A 13,181-nucleotide genomic window follows, 5' to 3' on the forward strand; every position below is an offset into this window, starting at 1 on the left:
AGGTTCCCGGTTGCGCCGCGGGCCGGGCTTGATCACCATCCCGGCATGATTCGGGACAAGTCTGCGAAGAAGAAGCCGGTCGAGCCGGCCAGGCCGGAGAAGCGCGTGGTCGCGGTGGCGCGGCCGAGCTTCCGGCGCGAGCGTGCGCTGATCAAGCGCGGCATCTGGCCGATCGCCGGCTGCGACGAGGCCGGGCGCGGTCCGTTGGCCGGGCCGGTGGTCGCGGCCGCGGTGGTGCTCGATCCCAATCGCATCCCGAAAGGCATCGACGATTCCAAGCGGCTGACCGCCGAGCGCCGCGAGGAGCTTTTCGAGGAGATTTGTGCGACTGCCGCCTTCTCGGTCGCGGTGGCCTCGCCGGCGCGAATCGACCGTGACAACATCCTGCGCGCCTCGCTGTGGGCGCTGGCCCGCGCCGTCCACGCGCTGCCGGAAATGCCGAAGCATGTCTTCGTCGACGGCCGTGACAAGCTCGCCACGGCCTGCGATTGCGAGGCGGTGATCGGCGGCGACGGCCTCGTGGTGTCGATCGCGGCGGCGTCCATCATCGCCAAGGTGACGCGCGACCGCCTGATGAGCGCGCTGGCGCTGGATTGCCCGGGCTACGGCTTCGAGCAGCACAAGGGCTACGCCGTGCCCGAGCATCTCGAGGCGCTTGACCGGCTCGGTCCCAGCGCCCATCACCGCAGCTTCTTCGCCCCCGTCGTCGCGGCGCGCGCGAAGCATTTCCCGACGCTCGCCGAGCCCGACCTGTTCACGGTGGATCCGGAGAGCGAAGCCGCGGCGTCAGCGGCGGCGTAAAGCACAAGACTCGAGCCACAATCTCGACTGTCATCGCCCGGCTTGATTGGGCGATCCAGTATTCCAGAGGCCATGGTCTTCAGCCCGAGAGGGCGCGGCGTACTGGATGCCCCGCATTCGCGGGGCATGACGGCGGAAATTGGCTTTGTCGCGTGGGTTCACCACCGTTGCCTCTCCCGCTGTCGCCCGTTATCACGGGATAAAATTGAGCCGCTGACGCGGTGGCTGGGGCATTTTCAGGCGTTTCATGCGGTTTACCTCCCTGGTTGTCGAACTGATCCGCGCCCGGCCACGGCTGGTGGTCTGGATCGTGGTGCTGGCGCAGGCGGCGATCTGGCTGTTGCTGCCGCTGATCTTCTACGGCAGCCCGCCCGGCAATCTCGCAACCGTGCTCGCGTTCGGCCGCGAATATCAGGTCGGCACCGACATGGGGCCGCCGCTGTCGTTCTGGCTCGCCGACATCGCGTTCCGCGCCGCCGGCAATCACGTGTTCGGCGTCTATCTGCTGGCGCAGGTCTGCGAGGTCGCGACCTTCATCGCCCTCTACCATCTGGCGCGCGCCATCGTTGGCGGCCCGCAGGCGGTGCTCGCGGTGCTGCTGTCGATGACGGTCGTGGTGTTCTCGTCGCCGAGCGTCGAGTTCGGTCCGCTGATCCTGGCGCGCCCGCTATGGGCGCTGCTGCTGCTGCACTCCTGGCAGTTGATCGGCCAGAATCGGCGCAGCGCCTGGTTCGCCTGGTCGATCGATTGCGGCCTGTTGCTGCTGACGACGCCGGCGGCGATCGGCATGATCCTTTTGGTCGCTGTCTTTGCCGTCACCAGCCCGCGCGGACGGCGTACATTAATGTCGGTCGACCCGCTCTGCGCGCTGCTCGTCGTTATCGTGCTGGCGCTGCCCTATCTGATCTGGCTGGTCCGCGCCGACGCGATTGCGCTGCCGCCGTTGCCCGCTATCGCCGATCTCAAGGCCCGCGCGCTGCGTTGGGGCGTGGTGCTCGGTGGGCTGATCGTGGCGATGGTCGCTATCGTGGCGCTGGTGATTCTCAATTCGCGCTGGTTCGCCCGCGACAGCGAGGATGCGCCGGTCATCCACCGCCCGCCGGTCGGGCCGCTCGCACAGCAGTTCGCCTATTTCTTCGCCTTCGCGCCGGCGATCGTCGGCAGCTTCGTCTCGGGCCTGTTCAATGTTGACAGCGTCTTCGGCGGCGCCGGCGTGGCGCTGCTGATGTCGGGACTCGCCGTCGTGGTCGCCGCCGGCGATCTGATCCATCTGCGGCGCCAGCGGCTGTTGCGCACGGCCTGGGCGCTCGCCGTTGGCGCGCCGGCGGTGGTCGCGTTGGCCATGGCGCTGTTCATGCCCTGGACCAGCACCATGGAGGTGCCGACCTCGCTGCCGGCAGCCGCGATCGGCCGCTTCTTCGACGACAGCTATGAGCGCCGCACCAACCAGCGCCTGCGCGCGGTGGCCGGCGATCCCGAACTCGCCAGCCTGATCGCGATGGATGGACGCCGTCCGCATCTTCTGCTCGACGCCACGCCGCAGCGGACGCCGTGGCTGTCGATCGCGAAGTTCAACGAGACCGGCGGCGTCGTGGTGTGGCGCGCGCAGGATACCGGCGGCACGCCGCCGCTCGAGATCGCGCAGCGCTTTCCCGGCCTCGTGCCGGAAGTCCCGCGCTCGTTCGACCGGCTGGTCAACGGAAGGCAAGGCGTGTTGCGGATCGGCTGGGCGATCGTGCGGCCGAAGGGGTAAGCCGCGAAGCTGTAGGGTGGGTAGAGCGAAGCGAAACCCACCATTCGCGATGGGTTTCGCTTCGTCCTACCCATCCTACGCCGCTTGCCAATTAAGACGCCGCCGCCTGTTGCAGCGCTTTCGCGATCGCGCGCAGGTCCTGCCATGACAGCCGCTTGTAGGACGGCGAACGCAGCAGATAGGCCGGGTGGAAGGTGGCGATGGCGCGGATCGTGCGCGTGCCGGTGTCGAAGTCGAGCCATTTGCCGCGGGTGCGCATGATGCCCTCGCGGGTGCCGAGCAGCGCCTGGGTCGAGGGATTGCCGAGCGTCACCAGCACGTCGGGATTCACCAGTTCGATCTGGCGCTGGATGAACGGCAGGCAGACCTGCGTCTCCTGCGGCGTCGGCGTGCGGTTGCCGGGCGGCCGCCACGGGATCACGTTGGCGATATAGGCTGAGCGGCGGTCGAGGCCGATCGACGCGATCATGCGGTCGAGCAGCTTTCCCGAACGTCCGACGAAGGGCAGGCCCTCGATGTCCTCGTCGCGGCCCGGCGCCTCGCCGACGAACATCACGCGCGCTTCCGGATTGCCGTCGGCGAACACCAGCTTGGTCGCGGTGTGCTTCAGCGCGCAGCCGTCGAACGTCTCCATCAACTCGCGCAAGGCTGCAAGCGTCGGCGCGGTGCGCGCGGCCTCGCGCGCGGAGGCGATCGCGGCGTCCGGTGCGACGGTGATTTCGCTACGGGGAATGGCTGGCGTTGCCGCAGGCAGGGGACGTAGCGGACTGGGCGCGGCGTCGGGCCGCGGTGCGGCGGGCGCGGGAACAGCGTCCGGTTCCTCCAGCCGGTTGATCGGCTCGTCGCCGAGCGCGGAATCGACCCCGGCCTCGAGGTAAAAGGCCAGCAATTGCTGCAGTGTGGGGGCGGGTTCGGGCGTCAGGGCCATGATGGACGGCAATTTAGAGCATGATGGGGAAAAGTGGAGACCGGTTTTTCCGCAAAGCTCATGCGCAAGAGCCGTTTGGCCGCGCGAAACGCCCCGGATTGCAATTCCATGGTTGTCCTTCCGCCAAAAATCGGAAACAACGAGCCCTGAAAAGCTTAGAAGCGTTCTCAACGGGCTGAGACCAGATCATGAGTGCTGAAGAACTTCCCGCGCGCGAGTCCATGGAATTCGACGTCGTCATCGTCGGCGCCGGCCCCTCGGGCCTGTCGGCTGCGATCCGGCTCAAGCAGCTCAATCCCGAGCTCTCGATCGTCGTGGTGGAGAAGGGCTCCGAGGTCGGCGCGCACATCCTGTCGGGCGCGGTGATCGATCCGGCCTCGCTCGACAGGCTGATCCCGGACTGGCGCGAAGATGCCGACTGTCCGCTGAAGACGCAGGTGAAGGACGATCGCTTCTACTGGATGACCGGCGGTGGCGCGATCCGGCTGCCGAACTTCATGATGCCGCCGTTGATGAACAATCATCACTGCTACATCGGCTCGCTCGGCAATGTCTGCCGCTGGCTGGCGCCGAAGGCGGAAGCGCTCGGCGTCGAGATCTATCCGGGCTTCGCCGCGGCCGAGGTGCTCTATGACGACAAGGGCACGGTGAGGGGCATCGCCACCGGCGACATGGGCATCGCCAAGGACGGCAGCCACAAGGATTCCTACACCCGCGGCATGGAACTGCTCGGCAAGTACACGCTGTTCGCCGAAGGCGCACGCGGCTCGCTGTCCAAGCAGCTGATCGCGAAGTACCAGCTCGACGCCAAGAGCGAGCCGCCGAAATTCGGCATCGGTCTGAAGGAGGTCTGGCAGATCGATCCGGCCAAGCATCAGAAGGGCCTGATCCAGCACTCCTTCGGCTGGCCGCTGAACAATTCCACCGGCGGCGGCTCGTTCCTCTACCACTACGACGACAATCGCGTCGCGGTCGGCTTCGTGGTGCATCTGAACTACGACGATCCGTATCTGTCGCCGTTCGACGAGTTCCAGCGGTTCAAGACCCATCCTTCGATCCGCGGCGTGTTCGAGGGCGGCAAGCGTCTCGCCTACGGCGCGCGCGCGATCACCGAGGGCGGCTATCAGTCGGTGCCGCGGCTCACCTTCCCGGGCGGCGCGCTGGTCGGCTGCGCGGCGGGCTTCGTCAACGTGCCGCGCATCAAAGGTGTGCACAACGCCATGGGCACCGGCATGCTCGCTGCCGAGCACGTCGCCGCCGCGCTCGCCGCCGGCCGCGCCAATGACGAACTCGTCGATTACGAGAACGCTTGGCGCTCGTCCGCCGTCGGCCAGGACCTGCACAAGGTCCGCAACGTCAAGCCGCTGTGGTCGAAATTCGGCACCGTCGTCGGCGTCGTGCTCGGCGGCTTCGACATGTGGTGCAACACGCTCGGCTTCTCGCTGTTCGGCACCCAGTCGCACGCCAAGCCTGATCGCAAGACGCTCGATCCGGCCAAGCAGCACCAGCCAATCGCGTATCCGAAGCCGGACGGCAAGATCTCCTTCGACAAGCTGTCGTCGGTGTTCCTGTCCAACACCAATCACGAGGAGGACCAGCCGGTCCATCTCAAGGTTGCCGACATGAACCTGCAGAAGACGTCGGAGCACGACGTGTTCGCCGGGCCCTCCAACCGCTATTGCCCGGCCGGCGTCTATGAATGGGTCGAGGAAGCCTCCGGCCCGCGTTTCCAGATCAACGCCCAGAACTGCGTCCACTGCAAAACCTGCGACGTGAAGGACCCCAATGGCAACATCACCTGGGTTCCCCCGGAGGGCGGCGGCGGCCCGAACTACGAGGCGATGTAACGAGAGGCTGGCCAGACCACATTTGCGTGAGGGGACCTTCTGCTGTTGCTGCGAATTCTGCTTCGCCTCTCCCGCAAGGGGAGAGGTGGGAACCGGTACCGTGGCGGCCACTTGCCCACACAGTTGTTTCCCAACGCGATTGTGCCCGGACCGGCCACGATACCGCCACACTGGAAGCGTTTTGCGGTGGCCTGGCTGGATCGGCGGGCCTAAAGGCTTAATCTGCCTATCGATTCGTCATGCGTATCCTTGCGGTTGAACGCCAAAAGCGGCATTGTCGCTGGCCGCGATGCCGCCGCTTGGGTTCGCATTTGAGACTGAACGCAAGATCGTGGCCGTAAATCCCTGGAGCAAGGCGACCGTGATGCTGTCCACCCGTTTCAACCGCCTGACGATTGCCCTCATCGCCGCTGCCGCGCTCGCCGCGCCCGCGCAGCTTGCGGCGCAAACGCCCGATCACCCCGCCGACAACGCGGCGCAGTTTCCGACCAAGAACGAGCTGAAGTCGCTGACGACGGCCGGCAGCTATCTGGCGGCCCGCCATGCCAGCGTCGAGCGCGATGCGGCCTCCGCCGCGGCGTTCTACCGCTCGGCGCTGCGCACCGATCCGAAGAATTCCGAGCTGCTCGACCGCGCCTTCATCTCCTCGCTCGCCGACGGCGACATCGACGAGGCGGTCAAGCTCGCCGACCGCATCCTGACCCAGGACAAGGCCAACCGCGTCGCGCGTCTGGTCATCGGCGTGCGCGACCTCAAGCTGAAGAGATACGCAGCCGCGCAGTCCAACATCAACCAGTCGGTGCGCGGTCCGATCACCGACCTGGTGGCGACGCTGCTGTCGGCCTGGGCGGCCTATGGCGCCGGCGACGCGAAGGGCGCGGTCGCCAGCATCGACAAGCTGACCGGGCCGGATTGGTACCCGATCTTCAAGGACCTGCACGCCGGCATGATCCTCGAGCTCGCCCACAAGGAGAAGGATGCCGGCGCACGCTTCGAGCGCGCCTACAAGCTCGACGATTCCATGCTGCGCACGGTCGACGAATATGCGCGCTGGACCTCGCGCAACAAGGATGCGGCCGCCGCCACCGCGCTTTACGAGGCCTTCGACAAGAAGCTGCCGCGGCATCCGCTGGTGCTGGAAGGCATCAAGGACACCAAGGCCGGCAAGAAGCTGCCGCCGCTGGTCGAGTCGGCGCAGGCCGGCGCGGCCGAGGCGCTCTACGGCATCGGCGCGACGCTGACGCGGCGCGGCGGCGAGGATCTTGCGCTGGTCTACCTGCAGCTTGCGCTGTATCTGCAGCCCAACCATCCGCTGGCGCTGCTGTCGCTTGCCGATCTCTATGAATCGGTGAAGAAGCCGCAGATGGCGATCAAGGTCTATGAGCGGATGCCGGCGTCTTCGCCGCTGAAGCGCAACGCGCAGATCCAGCTCGCGACCGATCTCGACGCCGCCGACCGCAGCGACGAGGCGATCAAGATCCTGAAGGGAGTCACGGCAGACGCGCCGAAGGATATCGAGGCCATCATGGCGCTCGGCAACATCGAGCGCGGCCGCAAGAAGTTCGCCGACTGCGTCGGGACCTATTCGCAGGCGATCGACGTGCTGCCGACCGTCGACGGCGGCGACAAGAACGCCTGGGTTACCTATTACTACCGCGGCATCTGCGAGGAGCGCTCCAAGCAGTGGAACAAGGCCGAGGTCGACATGCGCAAGGCGCTCGAGCTGCAGCCCGAGCAGCCCCATGTGCTGAACTATCTCGGCTATTCCTGGATCGACCAGGGCATCAACCTCGACGAAGGCATGAAGATGATCAAGCGTGCCGTCGATCAGCGCCCCGACGACGGCTACATCGTGGACTCGCTCGGCTGGGCCTATTACCGCATCGGCAATTACGACGAGGCGGTGAAGAATCTCGAGCGCGCGATCGATCTGAAGCCCGAGGATCCGACCATCAACGACCATCTCGGCGATGCCTATTGGCGCGTCGGCCGCAAGCTGGAGGCCAAGTTCCAGTGGGCGCATGCGCGCGACCTCAAGCCCGAGCCGGAAGAGCTGCCGAAGATCCTGGCCAAGATCGAGAACGGCCTGCCCGACGAACCTGCGCCGGCCGCCGCGGCAGCCGACAAGAAGAAGGACAACGACAAGGGCGGTTAGAGCATGATCCGGAAAAGTGGAAACCGGTTTTCCGAAAAGATCATGCTCAAACAAAGAGATGAGATCATGATGCAATTCGATCTAGTCGCATCATGATCTAGTCGGGCAGGATGCTGCGTCGCTGAGGTTTCGTTTCCCTCTCCCGCAAGCACAGGGCGATCGCATATGCGGATCATGCTGCTGCGGCCTAGTTGGTCTACCCACAAATGCGGCATGCCCGGGCTTGTCCCGGGCATCCACGTCTTTGGTTTTCCATGTGAAGAATGACGTGGATGGCCGGGACAAGCCCGGCCATGACGATGTGAAAACGTCAGCGCCAGAGCCCGGGGATATCATATGCGATTGCCCTGCCCGCAAGCGGGAGAGGTAGCAGCGCGGAATTTCTGCTCAAACAAAAGGGATAGGATCATGATGCGATTTACGCTAATCGCACACGATCTTTGTTTTTTAGGGGTTTGTCGCCGTGCCGGCGCTTGTTGAAGAGGGGCGTGCCAAGGTCAACCTGACGCTGAAGGTGGTCGGGCGGCGCGTCGATGGTTTTCATGACCTGGAGAGCGTCGTCGCGTTTGCCGATTGCGCCGATCGTCTCACGCTCAAGCCGGGCTCCGAGCTCGCGTTGACGATGGAGGGACCGCTGGCCGATGCCTGCGGCGACACCTCGGACAATCTCGTACTCAAGGCGGCGCGCCTGCTCGGTGAACGCGTCGCGGACCTCAGGGTCGGCCACTTCACGCTGGAAAAGGTCTTGCCCGTCGCTGCCGGCATCGGCGGCGGCTCGGCGGATGCCGCGGCCGCGCTGCGGCTGCTCGCGCGGCTCAACGAGCTCTCGCTCGACGACACCAGGATCATGGAAGTGGCGCTGCAGACCGGCGCCGACGTGCCCGTGTGCGTCGCCTCGCACGCCTGCGACATGACCGGTGTCGGCGAGACGCTGCTGCCGCTTAATTTGCCGAAGCTGCCTTGCGTGATGGTCAATCCGCGGGTGCCGGTCGCGACCAAGGACGTGTTCAATGCGCTCGGTCTGCGTCACGGCGAGCTCCTGGTCGGCGCCACCGACGTCGTGATCCAGGCGCCGTCCTGGCCGGAGGCGGGGTGCGCGATCGACGACTGGATCGAGGCGCTCGCGCGCGGCACCAACGATCTCGAAGCGCCTGCGGCGCGGATCGAACCCGTGATCAGCGACGTGCTGTCTGCGCTGCGCGAGACCAAGGACGTTCGCCTCGTGCGCATGTCGGGCTCCGGCGCGACGTGCTTTGCGATCTTCGGCAAGGACGCCGACGCCCAGGCGGCCGGCGAGAAGCTGCGTGTCGAGCATCCCGGCTGGTGGGTGCACGCGGGCACGTTGAGCTGATGGAGTTCGCATGATCCGAAGGGTGGCTTAGCCGCAGGCGTAATCCACCAAAATCGCTGCGACGGAGGCGGTGGTTTACGCTTCGCCAACCCACCCTACGAATAAGTTCTATCCACCGTCAAACTCTGGTCCGGGTTCTCGCTTCGCGAGCCCCGGAATGACAGGGAAGGGTGCGACAAACCAACCCGACGGGCAATTTTTCGCTTCGCGATTCACCCAACTCAGATGTTGAATCCGCCCGTCTCACCCGATTGAGGGGCGCGTCGCGATCGTCACGAGTGTTGCGGTGAGATGCGGTGGACGCTGATCGCATGACTGACGAGCATGCGTGACGCGGACGGTGAAGTCGTGTGGTCTCGACGCCCCAGTGGCAGGTGTCTCCTCGCTAAGCACGCGGACAGCGTCTTTGCGAAGACGGTGACAAAAAAGCCAAGTCTCGCCGGGGAGAGCACGAAGTAAGCCGTAACCCATCGCGCAGGGAAAGCCGGGATGATCCGGTTTCACCTGTGGTCCTACCTCCCGAGCTTTCCATTTGCTCGGGACCCATGGGCGCAATCGGCACCTGGCTTTCCCTGCGCCCTCTATTGAGCAAGAGGGTGAAACGACAGGCAAACCTCGGACACATCGTGCCGCGAGAATGCGGGTTTCTGCGCCAAGCCACCGTCATTGCGAGGAGCTCGCGACAAAATTGCAAAGCAATTTTGCGCTGAAGCGACGAAGCAATCCATCGTTCCGCATATGCTGAACCATGGATTGCTTCGCTTCGCTCGCAATGACGACGTTTGGCATTTGAGCGCCGCTGCCACTTTGGGGGCCGGCTACCTCCCAACGCCGGGCAGCGTTGCGGCCCGATTGCTTGGCAAGCCATACCCACTTTGCCATAACAGGACGAAACAACATGTTGCGCGTGGGGGACCGCAAGGGAATCCGCCTGCAGCCAAAGAGCCGGGAGGATGCCATGGCCAATATTCGTGTTCTCGCCACCGATCTGGAGTTTCCCGAAGGTCCGGTCGTCATGCCCGACGGTTCGGTCGTGCTGGTCGAAATCCGCGGCCAGCGCCTGACCCGGGTCTATCCCGATGGGCGCAAGGAAGTGGTCGCAAAGGTCCCGGGCGGCCCGAACGGCGCCGCGCTCGGTCCCGACGGCAAAATGTATATCTGCAACAACGGCGGCTTCTCCTGGATCCCGACCCGCAACATGATCATGCCGGGGCCGCAGCCGGCGGACTATCTCGGCGGCTCGATCCAGCGCGTCGATCTGCAATCCGGCAAGGTCGAGACCGTCGCCACCAAATGCGGCGAGCACGAGCTGCGCGGGCCGAACGACCTGGTGTTCGACAAGCAGGGCGGCCTGTGGTTCTCCGACCTCGGCAAGCGCCGCGCCCGCGACATGGATGTCGGCGCATTCTACTATCTGAAGCCTGGCATGACCGAGATCGTCGAGGCCGTGCACGGTATCCTGCCGGCCAACGGCATCGGCTTGTCGCCTGACGAGAAGACCGTCTACATCGCTGAAACGCCGACCGCGCGGCTGTGGGCCTACGAACTCTCCGAGCCCGGCACCGTCAAGCCGCGCGACGTGATCTATCGCGGCGAGCGCGGCAAGCCGATCGCAGGCCTCGGGGGCTACCAGATGTTCGATTCACTCGCGGTGGAGGCGAACGGCAATGTCTGCGTCGCGACGCTGGTCTCGGGCTGCATCTCGGTGATCGCGCCCGACGGCACATTGGTCGAGCAGGTGCCGACCGGCGACCGCGTCACCACCAACATCGCCTTCGGCGGCCCGGAGCTGAAGACCGCCTACATCACGCTGTCGGGCAAGGGCGAACTGATCGCGATGGACTGGTCGCGGCCGGGATTGCCGCTGAACTTTCTGAACAAGTGACGTAAGAACGTCATTGCGAGCGAAGCGAAGCAATCCATGCAGCCACGGACGCGGAAATAATGGATTGCTTCGTCGCTTCAGCGCAAAATTGCTTTCCAATTTTGTCGCGAGCTTCTCGCAATGACGGAAAGGATGCAAAATGCCCTGGCTTGAACCGGTCACCCTTCGCGGCACCCATGCGCGGCTCGAGCCGCTGTCGCATGATCATGTCGCTGGACTGACCGAGGCCGTGAAGGACGGCGAGCTCTGGAAGCTCTGGTACACGGCCATTCCGAAGCCGGAGAATATGACCAAGGAGATCGATCGCCGGCTCGGCCTGCAGGCCGCCGGCTCGATGCTGCCGTTCACGGTGTTCGACGCCGCGGGCCAGATCAGCGGCATGACGACCTACATGAATGTCGATACGCCGAACCGCCGCGTCGAGATCGGCTCGACCTGGTACGCCAAGCGTGTGCAGCGCAGCGCGGTCAATACGCAGTGCAAACTGCTGCTGCTCTCCCATGCCTTCGAGAAGCTCGACTGCATCGCGGTCGAGTTCCGCACGCATTTCTTCAATCACCAGAGCCGCCGCGGCATCGAGCGTCTCGGCGCCAAGCAGGACGGCATCCTGCGCAGCCACCAGATCTCGCCCCACGGCACGTTGCGCGACACGGTGGTTTACAGCATCATCGCCAGCGAGTGGCCGACGGTGAAGGCGCATCTCAATTATCAACTCAACGACAAGCCGCGCTGACACCGCAGTCGGCGCGAGAAGCGAGACGATGGAAACGTTCGATTATGTGATTATCGGCGCAGGCTCCGCCGGGAGCGTGCTGACCAACCGGTTGAGTGAAGATCCGGGCGTCAGGGTCTGTGTGCTCGAGGCGGGCCCGAGCGACTGGCACCCCTACATCCATCTGCCGGCCGGCTTCATCAAGACCTTCCACATGAAGAGCGTGAACTGGGCCTATCAGCAGGAGGTGGGTCCGTACACCGGCGGGCGCAGCATCTATGCGCCGCGTGGCAAGACGCTCGGCGGCTCGTCCTCGATCAACGGCCACATCTACAATCGCGGCCAGCGCCAGGATTTCGACACCTGGGCGCAACTCGGCAATCGCGGCTGGGGCTATCCCGACGTGCTGCCCTATTTCCGGCGCATGGAGCGGCGCATCGGTGAGGGCGACGACACCTATCGCGGCCGCGACGGCAACCTCACCGTCACCACGATGGACTGGCAGGACCCGCTCTGCGAGGCCTTCATGGATGGCGCGGTCAGCCTCGGCATTCCGCGCAATCCCGACTACAACGGCAAGATCCAGGAGGGCGTCTCCTATTGCCAGCGTACCATCCTGAACGGCCGCCGCGTCAGCGCCGCGACCGCCTTCCTGCATCCGGCGCGGCGGCGGCCGAATGTCGACGTGCGCACGCATGCGCATGTGACCGGCATTATCTTCGAGGGCAAGCGCGCGGTCGGCGTGCGCTACAACAGGGGCGGCAAGTATGGCGACCCGCTCGAGATCCGCGCCACCAAGGAAGTCATTCTCTCCGGCGGCGCTTACAACTCGCCGCAGTTGCTGCAGCTCTCCGGCGTCGGCTCGCCCGATTTGTTGAAGTCGCACGGCATCGAGGTGCGCCACGCGCTGCCGGGTGTCGGCGAGGGCCTGCAGGATCACTACGCGCCGCGCTCGGTGGCGCGGGTCAAGAACATCAGGACCATCAACGAGCTTCGCCGCGGCATGAGCCTGTGGGTCGAGGCGCTGAAATGGGCGACGACGCGGCGCGGCCTGCTGTCGCTGTCGCCGACCATGGTCTACTGCTTCTGGCATTCCGGCGAGACCACCGAGAGCTCGGACCTGCAGCTCACCTTCACGCCGGCCAGCTACAAGGAAGGCGTGCAGGGCCAGCTCGAGGACGAGCCCGGCATGACGGTGGCGTCCTGGCAGCAGCGGCCGGAGAGCCGCGGCTATGTCCGGATCCGCTCCGCCGATCCGTTCCAGGCGCCGATCATCCAGACCAACTATCTCGCCGAGGAGATCGACCGCCGCGTCGTCGTCGCCGGCATGAAGCTGGCGCGCCGGCTGCTCGCCTCCGAGCCGCTCAAGCCGTATTTCGCCTATGAGGATTTTCCGGGTCCCAAGGTGCAGAGCGACGATGAGTTCCTCGCCGCCGCGACCCAGCGCGGCACCACCACTTTCCATCCCGGCTGCACCTGCCGGATGGGCCCGGCGGACGCGCCATGGGCCGTGGTCGACGACCAGCTTCGTGTCCACGGCATGGAGGGCTTGCGCGTGATCGACGCCTCGATCATGCCGCGGATGATCTCGGCCAATCTCAACGCTTCCACGCTGATGATCGCCGACAAGGCCTCCGACATGATCCGCGGCAAGGCACCTGAGCTCGCCGCGAAGCTGCCGGAATATGCGTGAGGAAAGAGAGGCGGTGCGCGATGATGCTCGTCGATCAGCGCGCTTGATCTATCACC

9 protein-coding genes are annotated in these 13,181 nt (G+C 65.2%); 8 read left to right on the forward strand and 1 reads right to left on the reverse strand.

Going from position 1 to position 13,181, the window contains the following annotated elements:
• The first annotated feature begins 45 nt into the window (after positions 1-45).
• Both MTX23_RS08070 and MTX23_RS08075 read left to right on the forward strand, forming a co-directional pair.
• A complete protein-coding gene (locus MTX23_RS08070; RefSeq protein ID WP_280976092.1) occupies positions 46-801 on the forward strand; it encodes a ribonuclease HII in 756 nt (251 codons plus the stop codon).
• Between the two features lie 247 nt (positions 802-1,048).
• Positions 1,049-2,554 carry a glycosyltransferase family 39 protein gene (locus MTX23_RS08075; RefSeq protein ID WP_280976093.1) on the forward strand — a complete coding sequence of 502 codons (1,506 nt, stop codon included), beginning with the start codon at positions 1,049-1,051 and terminating at the stop codon, positions 2,552-2,554.
• 91 nt (positions 2,555-2,645) lie between these two features.
• Here the strand turns inward: MTX23_RS08075 and MTX23_RS08080 are convergent, their stop codons facing one another.
• Positions 2,646-3,476 (reverse strand): uracil-DNA glycosylase, encoded by an 831-nt coding sequence (locus tag MTX23_RS08080; RefSeq protein WP_280978001.1) that lies wholly within the window; start codon positions 3,474-3,476, stop codon positions 2,646-2,648.
• Between the two features lie 194 nt (positions 3,477-3,670).
• On the opposite strand from MTX23_RS08080, the gene MTX23_RS08085 reads away from it, so the two are divergent.
• From MTX23_RS08085 to MTX23_RS08110, 6 genes are all read left to right on the forward strand, one after another.
• Complete coding sequence (locus MTX23_RS08085) at positions 3,671-5,329, forward strand: electron transfer flavoprotein-ubiquinone oxidoreductase (RefSeq protein ID WP_280976094.1); 1,659 nt, start codon at positions 3,671-3,673, stop codon at positions 5,327-5,329.
• Positions 5,330-5,693: 364 nt separating this feature from the next.
• On the forward strand, positions 5,694-7,484 hold the full coding sequence (locus tag MTX23_RS08090; protein WP_280976095.1) for a tetratricopeptide repeat protein: 1,791 nt from the start codon (positions 5,694-5,696) through the stop codon (positions 7,482-7,484).
• A 463-nt stretch (positions 7,485-7,947) separates the two neighbouring features.
• Entirely contained in the window at positions 7,948-8,835 is an 888-nt protein-coding gene (locus MTX23_RS08095) for a 4-(cytidine 5'-diphospho)-2-C-methyl-D-erythritol kinase (protein ID WP_280976096.1), read from the forward strand.
• Between the two features lie 958 nt (positions 8,836-9,793).
• Positions 9,794-10,720: an SMP-30/gluconolactonase/LRE family protein gene (locus tag MTX23_RS08100; RefSeq protein ID WP_280976097.1), complete on the forward strand. Its 927-nt coding sequence runs from the start codon at positions 9,794-9,796 to the stop codon at positions 10,718-10,720.
• Between the two features lie 139 nt (positions 10,721-10,859).
• The gene (locus MTX23_RS08105; RefSeq protein ID WP_280976098.1) at positions 10,860-11,453 is read left to right on the forward strand and encodes a GNAT family protein; all 594 of its coding nucleotides are present in this window, start codon (positions 10,860-10,862) and stop codon (positions 11,451-11,453) included.
• Between the two features lie 28 nt (positions 11,454-11,481).
• On the forward strand, positions 11,482-13,125 hold the full coding sequence (locus MTX23_RS08110; protein ID WP_280976100.1) for a GMC family oxidoreductase N-terminal domain-containing protein: 1,644 nt from the start codon (positions 11,482-11,484) through the stop codon (positions 13,123-13,125).
• The last annotated feature ends 56 nt before the right edge of the window (positions 13,126-13,181 follow it).

It is taken from the genome of Bradyrhizobium sp. ISRA436, from assembly GCF_029910015.1.
Classification (GTDB): domain Bacteria; phylum Pseudomonadota; class Alphaproteobacteria; order Rhizobiales; family Xanthobacteraceae; genus Bradyrhizobium.

Bases quoted from the DNA above. Each gene is read 5' to 3' on its own strand.
- MTX23_RS08070 (WP_280976092.1), top strand. From the start codon at position 46: ATGATTCGGGACAAGTCTGCGAAGAAGAAGCCGGTCGAGCCGGCCAGG.
- MTX23_RS08075 (WP_280976093.1), top strand. From the start codon at position 1,049: ATGCGGTTTACCTCCCTGGTTGTCGAACTGATCCGCGCCCGGCCACGG.
- MTX23_RS08085 (WP_280976094.1), top strand. From the start codon at position 3,671: ATGAGTGCTGAAGAACTTCCCGCGCGCGAGTCCATGGAATTCGACGTC.
- MTX23_RS08090 (WP_280976095.1), top strand. From the start codon at position 5,694: ATGCTGTCCACCCGTTTCAACCGCCTGACGATTGCCCTCATCGCCGCT.
- MTX23_RS08100 (WP_280976097.1), top strand. From the start codon at position 9,794: ATGGCCAATATTCGTGTTCTCGCCACCGATCTGGAGTTTCCCGAAGGT.
- MTX23_RS08105 (WP_280976098.1), top strand. From the start codon at position 10,860: ATGCCCTGGCTTGAACCGGTCACCCTTCGCGGCACCCATGCGCGGCTC.
- MTX23_RS08110 (WP_280976100.1), top strand. From the start codon at position 11,482: ATGGAAACGTTCGATTATGTGATTATCGGCGCAGGCTCCGCCGGGAGC.